12 protein-coding genes and 2 pseudogenes are annotated in these 16,788 nt (G+C 43.4%); 5 read left to right on the top strand and 9 right to left on the bottom strand.

Going from position 1 to position 16,788, the window contains the following annotated elements; genetic code table 11:
- Positions 1-65: 65 nt before the first annotated feature.
- From BLR88_RS07410 to BLR88_RS07395, 3 genes and pseudogenes are all read right to left on the bottom strand, one after another.
- Entirely contained in the window at positions 66-1,091 is a 1,026-nt protein-coding gene (locus BLR88_RS07410; protein ID WP_057898819.1) for a YkvI family membrane protein, read from the bottom strand.
- A gap of 430 nt (positions 1,092-1,521) precedes the next feature.
- Positions 1,522-2,549: pseudogene (locus tag BLR88_RS07400) on the bottom strand (YheC/YheD family endospore coat-associated protein).
- A 21-nt stretch (positions 2,550-2,570) separates the two neighbouring features.
- On the bottom strand, positions 2,571-3,782 hold the full coding sequence (locus BLR88_RS07395; protein ID WP_057898816.1) for an ATP-grasp domain-containing protein: 1,212 nt from the start codon (positions 3,780-3,782) through the stop codon (positions 2,571-2,573).
- A gap of 270 nt (positions 3,783-4,052) precedes the next feature.
- On the opposite strand from BLR88_RS07395, the gene BLR88_RS07390 reads away from it, so the two are divergent.
- The gene (locus BLR88_RS07390; protein WP_057898815.1) at positions 4,053-4,784 is read left to right on the top strand and encodes a hypothetical protein; all 732 of its coding nucleotides are present in this window, start codon (positions 4,053-4,055) and stop codon (positions 4,782-4,784) included.
- A 400-nt stretch (positions 4,785-5,184) separates the two neighbouring features.
- Here the strand turns inward: BLR88_RS07390 and BLR88_RS07385 are convergent, their stop codons facing one another.
- Complete coding sequence (locus BLR88_RS07385; protein WP_057898814.1) at positions 5,185-6,552, bottom strand: copper amine oxidase N-terminal domain-containing protein; 1,368 nt, start codon at positions 6,550-6,552, stop codon at positions 5,185-5,187.
- A 310-nt stretch (positions 6,553-6,862) separates the two neighbouring features.
- On the opposite strand from BLR88_RS07385, the gene BLR88_RS07380 reads away from it, so the two are divergent.
- Positions 6,863-7,243 (top strand): HAD-IIB family hydrolase, encoded by a 381-nt coding sequence (locus BLR88_RS07380; protein WP_057898813.1) that lies wholly within the window; start codon positions 6,863-6,865, stop codon positions 7,241-7,243.
- A 100-nt stretch (positions 7,244-7,343) separates the two neighbouring features.
- Here the strand turns inward: BLR88_RS07380 and BLR88_RS07375 are convergent, their stop codons facing one another.
- From BLR88_RS07375 to serC, 3 genes and pseudogenes are all read right to left on the bottom strand, one after another.
- Entirely contained in the window at positions 7,344-9,437 is a 2,094-nt protein-coding gene (locus tag BLR88_RS07375) for a molybdopterin-containing oxidoreductase family protein (protein WP_091260322.1), read from the bottom strand.
- A 69-nt stretch (positions 9,438-9,506) separates the two neighbouring features.
- Positions 9,507-10,406: pseudogene (gene gnd / locus BLR88_RS07370) on the bottom strand (phosphogluconate dehydrogenase (NAD(+)-dependent, decarboxylating)); the annotation flags it as partial.
- 185 nt (positions 10,407-10,591) lie between these two features.
- Complete coding sequence (gene serC / locus BLR88_RS07365) at positions 10,592-11,689, bottom strand: 3-phosphoserine/phosphohydroxythreonine transaminase (RefSeq protein WP_057898810.1); 1,098 nt, start codon at positions 11,687-11,689, stop codon at positions 10,592-10,594.
- A gap of 167 nt (positions 11,690-11,856) precedes the next feature.
- Here serC and BLR88_RS07360 point away from each other — a divergent pair, with 167 nt between their 5' ends.
- A complete protein-coding gene (locus BLR88_RS07360) occupies positions 11,857-12,963 on the top strand; it encodes a deoxyribonuclease IV (protein ID WP_057898809.1) in 1,107 nt (368 codons plus the stop codon).
- Positions 12,964-13,039: 76 nt separating this feature from the next.
- On the opposite strand, the gene BLR88_RS07355 is transcribed toward BLR88_RS07360, so the two are convergent.
- Positions 13,040-13,924: a LysR family transcriptional regulator gene (locus BLR88_RS07355; protein ID WP_091260320.1), complete on the bottom strand. Its 885-nt coding sequence runs from the start codon at positions 13,922-13,924 to the stop codon at positions 13,040-13,042.
- A gap of 167 nt (positions 13,925-14,091) precedes the next feature.
- Here BLR88_RS07355 and BLR88_RS07350 point away from each other — a divergent pair, with 167 nt between their 5' ends.
- A complete protein-coding gene (locus tag BLR88_RS07350) occupies positions 14,092-15,123 on the top strand; it encodes a YeiH family protein (RefSeq protein ID WP_057900316.1) in 1,032 nt (343 codons plus the stop codon).
- 119 nt (positions 15,124-15,242) lie between these two features.
- Here BLR88_RS07350 and BLR88_RS07345 read toward each other — a convergent pair whose 3' ends face one another.
- Complete coding sequence (locus tag BLR88_RS07345; protein WP_091260319.1) at positions 15,243-16,355, bottom strand: enoyl-CoA hydratase/isomerase family protein; 1,113 nt, start codon at positions 16,353-16,355, stop codon at positions 15,243-15,245.
- A gap of 236 nt (positions 16,356-16,591) precedes the next feature.
- On the opposite strand from BLR88_RS07345, the gene BLR88_RS19490 reads away from it, so the two are divergent.
- Positions 16,592-16,750: a hypothetical protein gene (locus BLR88_RS19490; protein WP_156424037.1), complete on the top strand. Its 159-nt coding sequence runs from the start codon at positions 16,592-16,594 to the stop codon at positions 16,748-16,750.
- The last annotated feature ends 38 nt before the right edge of the window (positions 16,751-16,788 follow it).

Raw genomic sequence — 16,788 nt, 5'->3', positions numbered from 1 at the left:
CTTAAAAAAGGAAGCAAATTATGCATGAAAAATCGCTTGTATTTATTGGATATTGCAGTCTTTTTCTACTGTTTCACAGCTATACAAAAAAGTAACAATAATCCGGTGTAGCCAAATAAAGGATAGAGGAAGCCAAGCAGGGAACCAAATCCAATCTGACTAATTAAAAAGCTAAGTAATAAAATCCCTACTATCATCCATTTTTCCGATATAACGAAGAATTTCTGCATTTTGCGCGAAATTCCAAACACGTTACCAATTAGCGTAGTAAAAATTTCGCCATAAACGACGATCAGGAATAAAATATGAATAAACGAACCAAAATCTTCGAGCACTTCAGCGATAGGAACATTAAATTGTGCTACGTTCGGTAAAGAAGAAAGAGCTAAATGATAAGAGATCAGCATACAACAAAGACCGATCCCTCCCCAAAAACCTCCCCACTTCAACACGCTTTCGTCCTTTATTTCTTTTCCAAGAGGAACAAGAACAGCCTGTGCCATAGCCAGATTAAATGCCACATAAGCAAAGGGACTCACAAGCGACTTCCAGGTTACCTGTGGTTCTTCTTTCTGAAAAACATGGGAAAAATCATGGTGTCCCAACAAAGAAGTAGCAATCAGAAAACTAAAAAAGAGCATCATCGGAACGACCAAGGAATTAACAGCAAGAATGCCATCCAGTCCTTTTATCATGACGGCATAGCAAAGAATCAGCGTAAATAAAATCCCCCATTGATAAGAAAAGCCTAATTGTTCTTCAAAAATGGAACCCGTTCCTGACAACATGACCGACGTAACACCAAATAAAATAAGCAGCGTCAGTACATTGATCACCTTACCAACCATTTCACCGAATATATAGGTATTTAATTCTTCATAGGAATAGGCGCCAATCCGGTGGGATAGGAGCATCATTTTCGTGCCAATCCAAATAAACAACATTCCACTTACTAAGATGCCGATTAGTCCTACCAGTCCGTAAACAGTAAAAAATTCAACAATTTCCTTCCCGGAAGCAAACCCTGCCCCAACCACAGTGCCGATATAAGTGGCTGCAATTTGTAATATAGTTCCCCATCTTTTCTTCATATCCCCACCCCTGTAAACAGTAAACTCACAAAACCTTACTGCATGGAAAGATTGCTTTTTTATGCAAATTATATGTAGACATTTTGAAAAAAAAGACAGGCTGTACGATTTAATTTTTCGCCTTTTTGACAAATTCTACATTCATTCATGAACAAAAATATCGGCCTCCAAAAAATATTGGGAGACTTCCGGCCGGCCAAAAATAACGGTAGATACTACATGCCTTGCCGGTTGCCTGCTTCCAACCATCTTGCTGCTGAAACAAAAGAACGATGTAAAAACATCAAAAGTTTAAAAGATGGCATATTAAAAATTTTCCATAAAAAAACCGCAAACCCGGAATGAAAATCCGGTTTGCGGCATAAAATATAAATAAAAATCAATGCAAGCTTAGCGTTTTTGTCAATGAAACCTTCCACCTTCTTACCGTTTAACGTCCGTGGAATTTGTTCGACAAATATACGGCATAATGAATGGTATTTCTGGCTACATCCAGCTCTAAATCAAACGTGGGAGGAACTCCGGGACGCCAATTCACCTCGTAAATCCATATCTTCCGGTTGGCGTCTAATCCTACATCAATGCCCAGTTCATCAAAAGATTCGTCATAGATTTTATCCATATGTTCGGCAAAAACGAGGGAAAATTGTTCGAGATATCGTTTAACATTGTAGGACTCCTCCTCAAACTCCTGAATTAAAAAAGATTCCAGCATCGAGATGGCGCCCCCGCTATTTAGATTAGTTACAATTTTTCCCGGATTGGCGATTCGTGGATAAATGTTTGTAATCACCCATTTGCCTTCTCCGTTTTTCTGAACATGCAGGCGAAAATCATAGGCGCTTCCATATTTTGTTTTTGATGAAACATAACGCTGAATCAAATATTCTTCATCTATAACCAACGGATTTAACAATTCCCGAAGCGTTTGTTTACTATAAGTTGAAGTATCGTCCTGATTAATAACAGTGTACGTGCCATTATTTTCTTCTATAAAGATAACCCCAATCCCTTTATGACCGGATACAGGCTTTATGACTACATTTTGATGCGCAGCCAAAAATTCAAAAACATCTTTCATACTCTTTATCATCATAAAAGGAAGAAGATATTGAGAAAATTGGCCATTTTTCTTGACTCGTTCATACACACTCGTTTTACTGCCTAGCGAGTGACTTGTAAAAGGAATTTGTTCAGAAAGTTTTTCATGAATATCATACGCCTTCTCAGTCAAAGGACTGCCTGCATTATAAATCACATCAGGAAATGGCATTTTTCTTTCTATCCATCTCCTTTTTCCAATGCATACCCTAGAATCGTTTTCTTTTCCATATTCACTTTTCCGGGGGTAAAATAGAAAAAATCAACCCCTTCCGCCTTGGCAACAGCAGCAAATGCATATGCTTTTAGAACTTTCTCCGGGTGTTTACGATAATGGAGCATGCCGATTGTCGTCATGTTCCCCCTCCTTTCTTAAAATCAATAAAGATGAAAGTGGATTTCCTTGGCTGCGGCTTTCGCGATTGTTTTGGCTTCTTCCTTTGTAGAAGACGAAGCCATGACATAGGCATAACGGTGCCCCATCGATAATGGAGGATGCAAATACGTTCCCCGCTTTGGCTTAATATATACATCATCAACCCCTTCATATCGCCAAGCTCTGTTTCTTCCGGTTACCAATTGCAGTTCTCCTGACGAAGCTAACGTAATATACTGAGTAAAAACGAATTTCTTATATGTTTTTTGTAAGGACGGCGCTTCTCCAATAGCTATTTTAATAATTTGTTCAGCTAAATTAATGCCATAAGCAACCTCAATCATTTTGTTCATGGCTCCCCCGGATATTCTGGGATTCGCTTCTATCAGTTTCCATTGGTTTTTGTGGAATTTTAATTCCAGATGGCATGCCCCGTTTTTCATCCCTAACATTCGAATGATTGATATAACAGCACGCGAAAGACTTTCATATAAATGCTCCTCTACTTTTGCAAGCAAAGAATAGCCTGTTACAATAAAGCGTTGCTCTTTTGAAATTTCTTGTTCAATAATAGCTACAATGTTCACCTTATTTTGGTAAACCAACGTTTCTACCAAATATTGCGGTCCATCAATATATTCCTCAACTAAAATAGGGCTTCCTGGATACTTTTGCTTTAATTTGTTTACACAAGATTCAAACTCAGATTTGCGGTCAACTTTTAAAACGTCTTTCGAACCAGCTGAATGGGGAGCCTTTACAATGAGCGGGAATGTCAGCTCGTTTTCTTCTATAAAAAAAGATAAAGATCCTTGCTTATATATCGCATAATTCATATTAAAAGGAGTCTTTTGCAAAGCGCTGCGTGTTTGTATTTTATCTTCCATTTTTAAAATGGCTTCCTTGGACAGGTCTGTATGACAAAATTCCTCCGAAAGAACCGCGGCCGTATAAACAAGTCCATCAACAAAACTAACAATCGCCTCAATGATTTTTCCTTGTTTTTGTAGCTGTTTGATCTTTTCTCTCATTGATGGTACATCATCTAAATCAATCGATATTAATTCGTGGACATCGGAAAATTCCGCTCGTTGCTCCAGATTTAGCTTACGCCTCGTAAAGAGAACGGTATAAAAACCAAGCCGTTCGGCCGCCCGAATCGCTTCCCGACTCGAACCGGACTTGCTTGTTCCTATAAATACCATCGTTCTCATACAGCCAACCACCTCTTTTTCTCTCATTAAAGTAGAACCGCACATTGTCTCATTGTGTTTACAAATACAATGTATCTTATGCACGTACAAAACGGGTTGGTTATAGGTGAATGAACTGTATTTGAAAGCGACGGATATAAATTTCTCCACGTTTGTCGTCACCAATCCATTCTTTTTTGCATTCTCTATACAGTGTGAGGGTGTTGCAAAACTAACCTAAAGATAACATGTGATAACACCGTTCAGTATGAAAAAGAAAGGATGGATCGTATGCGTTCCTATATTATTTCCCAGGCTCAATACAATATATATAAAAATCAATCGATTATATACAAAGCTCAATCTGCTACATATAAAAATAAACATAGTACATCAACGCCAAAAAAAGTCGCAACATGCTTAGTGGCAAACCTGGAAGAGCAAAAAGAACTGGACGAGGAAATGCCAACAAATATTCAAAAGCAACTATTATCTGAAAGACGTACAAAGGTAGTGAGCAGCCAACAAACATCGGCTCCTTACGATGAAACCATATGTAACCGGTCTGTCCCTTTTAGTTGCAATATTGTGCTACCACAAGGATTCAGGCTTGCCCCTTCTTTTGCTCCTGACATTGCTTTTAACACAGAGGGGATCGAATGCATTATTGATACTTGTACACAAACCGCTGAACATATCCCTCATTTTGACCAAAAGGAAGCGAATTGTAGCGGGAGCCTTCAACGCGTGAGAGCGGTAGGCTATATCCAGTTTATTGTCAGTATCTCTAACATTACGGGAAACGTTGGCAGAGATTTAGCAGCGATTAGTCGCTTGGGCTCAGTTCACGTGAATCATACGATTTACTTTACGCGCGCTGAAAATCCCTGCCCGGATTTCAGTAACATCGTTGTTTCAGAACTACGTATTGATGAGGATCTCTCGTTTACAACGGATTGCGGAGAAACCGTTCTAAACATCAAAGGGACATTCGAACTTCCAGCCTATAATGAAAGCGAATAAAAGCATGCTATACATCCATATTTTCTCCCTTAATAGACTCACTAATACGGAAGCGATCATGCCGCCAACATAACGAAACAACGAAACGTTGAAAAAATTCCCGATGCAATTCCTGTCATCTTTTTGGGAACGGCCTGTAACATCCTTTAAAACAGTGGTGGCCATTCTACAACGGAAGGAACTTTATATTCTCGCGCTACCGTGCCCGCATGGGATAAAACCCCTATATACATTCCTAATATTTAGGCATAAAGAAAGTAGGGCACATTATGCACCCTACTTTCTTTATGACGAATACCTTTATAAATAATAATTAATAATGATTTAAAAATAATAGCCGTTGAACATCATACAAATGAAACTGAATGGATTTTAATGAATTATACCGGAAATCTACGATCTAGCTCAGTATAATTTTTTTGCTTGCCGGCTCCCACTTTGCTTTCACTCCTAAAAATGCGGCAACCACATCAAGCGGCACCATAATATGTGCATCTTTCATTTCAATATCTGTAGGAATCGGCACTTTCATACTGTTAATACCCACGATATCGCTTCCTGCCTGTAACTGAAGAATCTTTTTGTCTTTAAGAATGGTCATCGTTTGGCTTGCTTCATCCCAGAGCAACTCATTTTCATGAATCCCCAGCGCTTCGGCCAAATGATGAATCGGCGCATAAATGTGGTTCTTCTTCATGTAAGGAGCAATATTCATTTTTTTCTCTGTGTGCCCTATGTAATAAACCAGCTCTCCAACCGAAAAAGATATCTCTCTTTTTACTTCATGCTTTTCATCTGAACCGTTAACTGAAACGTACGGAAAAGACATCACCTTCGAATCTTTCAACTGTTTTTCATGCGCCAGAGCATCTCCCCATACGGTTAAATCATACAATCCATCTGCCATCGTACGGTTGGTAGAAATTTTAATATCAGAAACCTGGATGACGGAAGGTTTGGAACTTTCTTTTTTGATTTTAAAAGTAATTCCATTAGAATAAGAGTCATCTTTCAGTTCTTTCTCCTCTACCAGCTGAACCGAATGCTCATCGATTTGCAAATCTCCCTTGATGACTTTAACCGTCGGCACTTCACTAAAGCGCATACCAACTCTGGGAAGATGAAATGTAATATCGGCATTTCCCTCTTTTCTAAATGCACCTGCCACACGTTCAGTAAAAAGAAGATCGGGTGCCGGCTGAGCTTGAACACCTAAACGGAGCGGACGTTGTTTTTCGTTTTTAACGGGCTCAATGCTTGCGCCCTGAATAACCCTTGCAATCAAAACCTTGCTTTCCGTAACGCCATCCCCTTTAATTGTCGCTTTTAATTCTCCTTCTTGATCAATCCTGGCGACAAGGCGCATGGTTGCTGTCAGTTTATATTTCTCCTCTGAACGATAGGCTGGGACATGGATCGTAATTTTACTTGTTGTCGTTTCGACGCGTAAATCGCTATTATGCCAAACCTTAATTTTGTCCACCGATGAAAGCCCTTTTGGCAAGGAAAAAGTAACTTCCCTTCCAGGCAGGAATGTCCCAGGAATCAGCTCCTCGATTTCAACCGTGGTCAATGCATTTTCATCCTTCTTTCCCGCTACCAACGTATGAACTTTATCCACGGTAACGGATACCTTGTATTCTTCTTTTTCACTCTTCACCGATTTATCCGAACTACTCGCTTGTCCATATGACGGATACGAAAATAAAATAGAAGATATAACAAGTGTAGCCGATCCTACTCGTTGTATTGTCTTTCTTTTTATCACTTACATTCTCCCCTTAATAAATAAAAATGAAACTCATTATCAATTAAAAACAACAAAAAAAATAATCTAGCCGATTTACTTCCTCCTTTTTCATCTTTTAATCAATAATGATTATTATTATCAATATCAATTATAGTTTAGTTATTATTAGGTACACTGTCAATATCCTTTTCCATATACAGTTGGTACCATCAAGAAGTTTGTGTAAATAGGGGTCCGTACCCTCCGCCCGATGTGATATGATCATATGGGCAAAATTCGAATAAAAAGAAAAGGAGCGATGATATATTGTATAAAATGATTTCTATCGATGCTGTTATACTATGATGAACCTGAAGCACTTGATGCACTAGCAAAAGAGCTAAACGAAGAATTTGGGGAGGCGGCATATATTACGAAATCAAAGCCATATTTTCTTGAAGTTATGCACCCCGAAGCCAGCAAAGGCCAAGCGATTCTTCATCTGGCAAAAATGTTTGGCATTGACCGTTCGAAAATCATCGGCATCGGGGATAGCTATAATGACATCGATTTGATTAAAGTCGCCGGTCTCGGCGTCGCGATGGGCAACGCGCCGGAGTTTATTAAACAAAAAGCCGATTATGTAACGCGCTCCAACAATGAAGAAGGCGTGCGCCATGTCATCGAAGAGTTTGTACTGCAAAAAAGCACGAAATCAGGTTCATTTTAGCGATAACATTCGCATGACGCACGTATTATATCCGTATTTTACTCCTGTTTTGTGCTACAGTTCGGGCAGAGAGGTAAGGACGGTTGCTTTTTCCCTTTTCTTACACATCGCTGTCCGAATTCTTTTTATCATCCATTCCGTTTGCGTCTGCTGCCAGTTTCTCTACCTCCACTCTCGTTGAAAAGAAAGTGGCACCTCCTCCCATATCAGATAAACGGCTTGGCGTCAGAGCGTTCACAATGCGTTTTGTTCCTGGCTCATCCGCCCAGAGCCCCTGGCTGACAACCGCACCTGGCAAAACATTTTCTGCAACGAAAGCGGTCAGTTCGCATTCACCACGGTTATTATAGACACGAACCTTTTCTCCATGCTCAATGCCCCGTTTCCGGGCATCTTCCGGATGAATGTGCAGGCGCGGCGTTTTCTCCATCGCTACATGCTTAGCATTATTAGAAAACGTTGAGTTTAAGAAATTATGGTTCGGCGCCGAAACGAACAAAAGCGGAAACATCTCTTCTTCTTTAATAGGTTCGTATGTCGGGAGCGGCGGCAATCCCTCTTTTTCCATCCGCGTGGAATACAGTTCAATCTTGCCGCTCGGTGTCGGCAGGCGCCCGGGGAATTTCGGAGCCTTGCTACTATCGATTTTCATAAACCGTTTCTCATGCAGCGCTTCATACGTAATGCCGTCCAAGTATGGATTCGCCTCGCGGTCGAGAATTTGCCGAATCATCTCCTCTTCCGTATCTTTAAACGCTTGTTCTTCGAACCCCATCGCCTGTGCAAGCAGACGAAACACGTCCACATTGGATTTGCTTTCCCCGTATGGTTCAAGCACCGGCTCGTGCAAATGCACGTACAAATGCCAGTATGACGTGTACAAATCCAAATTTTCAAACGCCGATGTCGCCGGCAGCACAATATCGGCGTAACGGGCGGTCTCTGTTAAAAATAAATCATGCACAACCGTAAACAAATCTTCGCGCGCAAAACCCGCTTTTACTTTATTTGTATCCGGCGCCACGACAAGCGGGTTGCTATTGTAAACAAAAACAGAGTAAACGGGCGGATCGAGTTCAGTGAGCGCTTCGCCAATTTGATTCATATTAATGGAGCGTGTCTTCTGCTTCAGCAAATCCGGACGTTGCAATACTTGAAAATTGACGGCTGAGTAGTCGCTGTTTCCTTTAATGGCCCCTCCACCTTTGATATGCCACTGGCCGGTTAAGGCCGGAAGACAGGCAACGCTACGCACGAACATGCCACCATTGTCATGATGCTGTGGCCCATTGCCAATTCGGATAAATGCGGGCGATGTTGTACCGTACAAGCGCGCCAGCTTATAAATATCTTCCGCTGGTACTTTTGTGATGGCGGAAACCGTTTCCGGATCATATCGCTTAACATGTTCACGCAATTCCTCATGCCCGACTGTATGCGCAGTAAGAAACTCCTCATCCACCAGATTTTCAGCAAATAACACATGCATCAGTCCGAGTGCGAGTGCCGTATCAGTTCCCGGCAAAATCGGAATAAACCAGTCTGCCCAGCGGCCAGTCTGGTTTTTGTGTACATCAATGACGACAACCTGGGCACCGTTTTTCCGCGCTTTTTCTGCGAGCGTAACCTGATGCATATTCGTACTGACCGCATTGCAACCCCAGAAAATAAAAAGTTTCGCATGCACGGTTTCCTCCGGGTCGGTGCCATACCCACCGCCCAACGTATACATATATCCGGCTTTGCCAGCGGCATTGCAAATGGTACGCTCTAGCTGACTTGCGCCGAGTCGGTGAAAAAAACGGCGATCCATGCCTTCCGCGTTCAGAATTCCCATATTGCCGTAAAAGCTATACGGCAGAATGCTTTCCGCGCCATGTTCGCGGATAAGCGCTTTCCATTTAGATGAAATGGTTTCGATCGCTTCTTCCCATGTAATGCGGGCAAACTTGCCCTCTCCCTTCGCCCCGATGCGCTTTAGCGGGTATTTGAGTCGGTTCGGATCATGAATGCGCGCCGGCATGTTGCGCACTTTGTTGCAAATGGCCCCCTGTGTTACTGGGTGTGTCGAATCCCCTTCCACTTTGACGATTTTTCCATCCTTTTTATGTACAAGCAAGCCACACGTATCCGGACAATCAAGCGAACAAACGGAAGGAAATATTCCGTCTTTTTCTTTTGCGTACGAAGCCATCCGCTTTCCCTCTCCTTTCCATACTTACTTTAAGAAACGTTTACTCTCCTTTATCCCTTCTTCGTACCGTTACTTCTTCACGACCGCGTGTCCGCCAAATTCGTTGCGCAGTGCGGCGACAACTTTGCCATGGAACGTATCGTCTTCAAGCGAACGAAAGCGCATGAACTGGGACAGCGCGATAACTGGAGCGCTCGCTTGCAGTTCCATCGCAGTCTCCACTGTCCAGATTCCTTCACCGGACGAATGCATAACGCCTTTAATATTTTCTAGTCTCGGTTGTTTGGAAAACGCGTTTTGCATCAGTTCCATCAGCCAACTGCGGATAACGGAACCGTTGTTCCATACACGGGCCACCGCTTCGTAATCATAGTCAAACGGACTTTTGTCCAGAATTTCAAACCCTTCACCGATGGCCTGCATCATCCCATATTCAATACCGTTGTGCACCATTTTTAAGAAGTGGCCGCTGCCCGGCTGTCCTGCTTTGAGAAAACCGTTCGGCACAGAAATGCTTTCAAACAACGGAGTGATATAAGCAAGCGCTTCCGGGTCGCCGCCGACCATGGCACATATCCCGTGCCGCGCACCTTCCGTGCCGCCGCTTGTGCCACAATCGACGAAATAAATTCCTTTTTCCTTAAGCTGCGTATAGCGAGCGAGCGTATCTTTATAATTGGAATTCCCGGCATCGATTAAAATATCACCCTTTTCGAGATAGGGTACCAACTCCTCGATCACTTGACTGGTGATTTTTCCAGCTGGTACCAACATAATAATAACACGTGGCGCCTTTAGTTTTTCCGCGAGTGCGGCCAGAGAATCAGCTCCTATCGCACCTTCTTTCGCAATGCGTTCCACGTGTTCGCCTACCGTATCATAGGCAACGACTTCATGCTTCTTGTCCAACATGTTTAACGCCAGATTGTATCCCATTTTTCCGAGTCCGACCAATCCTACTTCCATTTCTTTGCCACTCCTTTGTTTTTTTGTCTTCGCTCCTTACTCTAACATGTTGCACGGAGACGCAGCAATGCTTCAGAATCAGAATGAAAAAACAATAAAGAAGATGCACGCGCACATAACTGCTTTCTGCCCGGCAAAGTTACACAGGCAAAAACCAAGCACACTGCATCTTCTTCCTGCTTTCTTCATTATCCGTTTTTCTTCATAAAGTCTTTCATGAATTCGCTGAGTACCTTGCAGCTTTCATACGGCACAGCATTGTAAATGGACGCGCGACAACCTCCGACGGAACGGTGACCGTTCAGACCTACAAAACCTGCTTCTTTTGCTTCGGCGAGGAACTTTTTCTCCAGCTCTTCAGAAGCGAGACGGAACGTAATGTTCATCAGGGAACGGCTGTCTTTTTCCGCATGTCCTCTATAGAAACCTTCACTTTGATCAATAACATCGTAAATGAGTGCCGCTTTTTCTTTATTCATTTTCGCAAGCGCTTCAAGGCCACCTTGCTCTTTTGCCCACTCAAGCACAAGGCTAAGCATATAAATCCCAAACGTCGGCGGCGTGTTATAGAGGGAGTTGTTTTTCACATGTGTATCATAACGAAACATTGTCGGCACGTTCGCGTTAGCACGCTCCAGCATGTCCGGTCGCAAGATGACGACGGTAACACCGGAAGGCCCCAGATTCTTTTGTGCACCCGCATAGATCATCGCGAACTTGCTGACATCGATCGGATGGGACAGGATATCGCTTGACATATCCGCAATGAGTGGTAAATCACCGGTATCGGGAAACGTAAACCACTCGGTGCCAAAAATCGTATTATTGGACGTAAGATGCACATACGCCGTATTGTCTTCGTATTTCAACTCATCCAGCGCCGGAATACGGTTGTAATTTGTTTCTTTTGTGGAAGCGACCACGTATGTTTCGCCAAGCATTTTCGCTTCTTTATGTGCTTTCTCAGACCAAGAACCGGTCATAATGTATCCCGCTTTTTTACCTTGTGCAAGAAAATTCATCGGAATGGTCGCAAACTGCGTGCTGGCCCCGCCCTGCAAAAACAGAACGTGATAGTCTTCCGGAATATTCATTAGCTCTTTTAAGGACGCGATCGCCTCGTTATGTACCTGCTCGTAAGTGGCACTGCGGTGACTTAATTCCATCACGGACATGCCAGTTCCCTGGAAGTTTACAAGTTCTTGTTGAGCCTTTTCCAAAACGGCGAACGGCAAAGCGGACGGGCCCGCATTAAAGTTATAGGCGCGTTGTGCCTGTTTTAACATCTCTATTCACTCCTTGGTCGGTTTAGAAAAAACTTTGTCTTTATCCTACACCTAATTTTCATAAAAGAAAAGAGAGGTTTTCATTCAATCTGAATACTTTTACACTTTTTAAAGATTGAGGGGAGGGATTTTCTGATACAATAGGACGTTGGAGGAGTGATATATAGATGAAAATTGGATCGCATGTTTCGTTTTCAAAAAAAGGATTATTAAACGCGGTGGAAGAAGCCATTAGCTACGGTTCCACTTCGTTTATGGTGTATACGGGGGCACCACAAAACACAAAACGAAAACCGATGGAAGAACAATACGTCGCAGAAGGCCTGGAACTAATGAAGCAGCACGGGATCGATGACATTGTTGTACATGCTCCCTATATTATCAATCTCGGTTCCTATAAACCGAACACATTTGAACTTGCGGTTTCGTTTTTGCAGGAAGAGATCAAGCGAGCTGAATATCTTGGGGTAAAAAACATTGTGCTACATCCGGGAGCATACACAGACAAAGACCCGGAATACGGCATCAATCGGATTGCCGAAGGACTAAATGAAGTGCTGCATCGGGGGCAGACCGTCAACATCGCGCTTGAGACGATGGCGGGCAAAGGCTCCGAAGTGGGCCGTACATTTGAAGAATTAGCGGCAATTATCGATAAAGTGACATTGAACGACAAACTGACGATTTGCTTTGACACATGTCATACGCATGACGCCGGATATGATATCGTGAACGACTTTGACGGCGTAATGGAACATTTTGACCGGATAATTGGGCTTGATCGTCTTGCCGTCTTCCATATCAATGACAGCAAAAACTTCCGTGGCGCCGCGAAAGATCGGCATGCGCCCGTTGGTTCCGGACTTATCGGATTTGACGCCATCCATTACATCGTTCACCACGAAGTCGCACGGAACAAACCGATTATTCTAGAAACACCATGGATCGGCAAAAACAAAAATGACCAATCTCCAATGTATGAAATCGAAATCGCTCTTCTGCGTGGTACAGTGGAAGAACGTTTTACGGATAACTTCCGTAGCGATGTCGAACGACTGACTGCTTATTTCGCCAAAGAAGGTATTGACCGCCGCGAATATGTGGTACAAAATTGGGAAGTGCTACAGGATAAACAATTGAAAAAAGCAGATCCGCGCGAACCGCTTGAGAAGCTATTCGACACGGTCGTAGACGCAGAGCTTTTACCAAGCGAGTCTGAAGAAGGCATTTACAAACGCCTGATTGCTTGGCTGGCTGGTCTTCAAACAAACTAAATTGAAAAAGAAAAAACGGGGAGGAAATTCAAATTTCCTCCCCGTTTTTTCTTTGAAGTCCAACCGTGTATCACATCTACTCCAATTTTTGCACAAGGCTGGAAAGAAAAACTTCAACCAGTCTCGTTCTTTCCGCATGCGCCGGATAAATGTACGAAAACCGCCGCAAAAACGGCTCGCTTTGAAGTGATAATTCAGCAAGTTCGCCGTGCTGCAAATGCTTTTTGACCACCCAGCGGGATAACAGCGTAATCCCCAATCCGGCAATAACCGCTTCTTTGACCCCCTGATTGCTGCTTAATGTAATCATTTTTTTCACTCTAAGACCGAATGCCCGGATCACGTAGTCAGAATAGACGCGTGTGCCGGAACCTTCCTCCCTCACTACCCACGTTTCATCCTGTAGTTCATCAGGTGTTACTGTCCCACGCGCTGCAAGCGGATGTGCAATGGGGACAACAAGCACCATTTCGTCTTGCATAAACGGGGTAATCCGCAATTCTTTATCGCTCGTTTGTCCTTCAATTAAACCGATATCCATCTGTAACAGTTTCACAGCTTCAGCAATGCGTTTTGTATTGCCGATCGTTACCTCCACTTCGACCTCCGAGTACCTGCGGCTGAAGTCGGCCAGCAAAACCGGCAGCACGTACTCCCCGATAGTGAAGCTCGCTCCAATGCGGAGCTTTCCTGTTACCGTGTGTTGATGCGCGTAGATGTCTTCTTTCGTCTTTTCATATAGGTTTACAATTTGTTTGGCTCTTTCATACAACATTTTTCCCACCGTCGTAACATACAGATGCTTCGGCGAACGATCAATCAGTTTTGCCTGGAACTCCGTTTCAAGATGTTTAATATGAAGACTTACGCTTGGTTGGGATAAACGAAGCTTTTCCCCTGCTCTCGTAAAACTTTTTTCTTCCACCACCGTAATAAATGTACGCAATGCGTCGTAGTACATATATCTTCCCTTCTATCATTAAAAATATTAATCTTTAGCATAATATATCTATATTTTACTTATCATTTAATCTTTCATATATTGAAAAATGAAAAAAGATTATGAGAGGAGGGCGAAACATGGATCAAACAGCTATGCAAAAACCTTCTGCCAGCAAAGACGTTTCTATTGAGAAGACATCTCCCGAAAAAAAAGGGACTGTTCTTCCGTTTCTGCTGGGTATCGGCCTAACATTGCTGATTGCCGTAGTAGCAAAATATGTGGCGATGCTTCCTTTACTTAGCATCATCGGTCAATTGGTCATCGCTATTCTGCTCGGGATGCTATGGCGATCGACTCTTCCTGTCCCGGAAAGAGCACATAGTGGAATCACTTTCTCCAGCAAAAAGCTGCTACGTTGGGGAATTATTTTGCTTGGTATGAGGCTGAATTTATCCGATATTATAGCGTCCGGACCGAAAGTGTTCACGATTGCGGCCGCTGATATCGCATTTGCGCTCTTGGTTGTATACTGGCTTACCCGGCTATTTAACGTTGACAGGAAACTGGGCATGCTGACGGCATGCGGAACAGCGATTTGCGGTGCAGCGGCCGTGGCGGCGGTAGCTCCGCAAGTCAAAGCGGACGAAAAAGAAACAGCGGTCGGCGTTGCGATCATCGCCGTGCTCGGTACACTATTCACGCTAGCCTATACGCTATTGTATCCAGTACTAGGACTTACGGAGAAGGGTTTCGGCGTGTTTTCCGGAGCAACATTACACGAAATCGCCCATGTCATTGCCGCAGCGGCGCCGGGCGGGCAGGCGGCAATGGATATTGCCATTATTGTGAAACTGACGCGAGTAGCATTACTCGTACCCGTAGCGATACTCATCGGCTGGTGGTTTCAGCGGCACGCGGCAAAACAAGCCGGGCAGAATGACGATAAACGCACTTCTTTGCAAATTCCTTGGTTTATTTTAGGTTTTCTGCTTATGAGCGGAGTCAATACGCTAGGTATTATACCGGAAAATGTCGCCGCCCAGATTGTTACAGCAGCCTACCTGCTGATTGCGATGGCAATGGCCGGGCTTGGGCTTAACATTGAAGCAAGCGCGTTTAAAAAAATGGGAGCCCGTCCTTTCTGGGCGGGATTCATTGGCTCGATCCTGCTTTCCTTGTTTGGTTTTGCTCTTGTTTGCTTCCTAAGACTTTCTTAAGCGCTAAAACGAAAAAACCTGACATCATCCTTACATCACATCGTAGGATGTTCTGCCAGGTTTTTTCTATGCATGTGTTATCCATATCATAAACAATCAGTTATTTGCTTTTCCTGCATCTATTCATCCGCAAGCGGATGCTGTCCACCTTCCCACGGGTTTTTGAAAAACGCTTCCACATCTTCACGCTTTACCTCTTCAATAGAAGCCGGTCTCCAGTTCGGATTACGGTCTTTGTCCACAAGCACGGAACGTACACCTTCGTAGAAATCGTGACTGTGCATGAAATGCATGCTCATGTTCATCTCCATACGGAAACAATCAGCAGCCGACATGTTTTTGCCACGGATAAGCTGTTCAAGCGCCACGGCCATCGAAATCGGGGATTTGCTGCGCAGCGTTTTGGCGGTTTCAGCCGCCCATTCGTCTCCTTCTGCGGCAGATGCATCCAAGGAAGCGAGAATGTCTGCGACAGAGTTATGTGCGAAATGTTTGTCCACTTTGTCTTGCACGTTTGCAAGCTGTGATTCCGGCACCTCTTTCACCGTGTATTTTTGGATAATTTCACGCAGTTTGTCTTCCACCACTTTACGTCCGCCGCATGCGATCCAATCCATGGTCTGCACGTCTTTTTTCAGCGCGTCCCAATTCGTGGATTCCATGTAATGGTCAGCTGCTCCAAGATAAATCGCGTCCGCGCCGTTGAACAAGTGTGCAGTCAATGCGAGATAACGTCCCATATGGCCAGGCATTTGGTTTAAGAAGTAACTGCCCCCCACATCCGGAAAGAAACCAATATTCATCTCTGGCATGGATAATTTCGAGCGCTCAGTCACCACGCGGTCACTGGCAAAGATCGATAAGCCGACACCGCCCCCCATGACAATCCCATTCATGTAAGCAACAATCGGCTTTGTATAACGATATAACGCAAGGTTCATTTTATATTCGGTAGAAAAAAACGTAAGCGCATGTGCCTCCACATTATCGTTACGCTTATCGTAGAACGAGCGCATATCTCCACCAGCACAGAGCCCTTTTTCGCCAGCACCTTCAATTATAATAATCGCAACGGAATCGTCTTGTTCCCATTCAGTCAATCTTTTTCCAATTTCCTCCACCATTCTAATAGACAAAGCGTTAATTGCTTTCGGTCGGTTTAACAGAATATGTCCGACTCCATTTGTTACACTAAACAGCACCTCATTGTTTGCTTGTACCGCGTTCTCCACTCTATAACCTCCTGTTTTTTCTTTCTATTCAGTATTTTTTTCGACAAAATTTGCGAAATTCCTTCATAATTTCTTATGTAAAAGCGGCCCATCAATCACTTTATCATCTATGAATGAAAGATGAAGAATTCGTGCGATTGTTGGAGCGATAGGTACGATATGTTCATTTGTTACATACCTTGTGAAAAGAAAAGAATTCTGACGCAAAACCTGAATACGAGCAGGTGACCTTTATAATGAAACGAAAAAAGGGCAAACAGAAAAAAGGCGAAGAAATTTTCTCGCCCCAAAATTTACAACTGATCGGACAGGTGCTGGCTACGATTGGCGCTGTTCTCCAGACTATCGGATACGTACAGGAGCTAGAAGAAGAAAACAATAAGAAAAATGGATAACGTATGAAACCCGAAGCCTATATCGACTTCGGGTCTGT

The sequence above is a fragment of the Aneurinibacillus thermoaerophilus genome (assembly GCF_900099925.1).
Taxonomy (GTDB): Bacteria; Bacillota; Bacilli; order Aneurinibacillales; family Aneurinibacillaceae; genus Aneurinibacillus; species Aneurinibacillus thermoaerophilus.
Note: the sequence above shows the minus strand (reverse complement) of the source record. Positions and strands in the feature narration are given on the sequence as shown.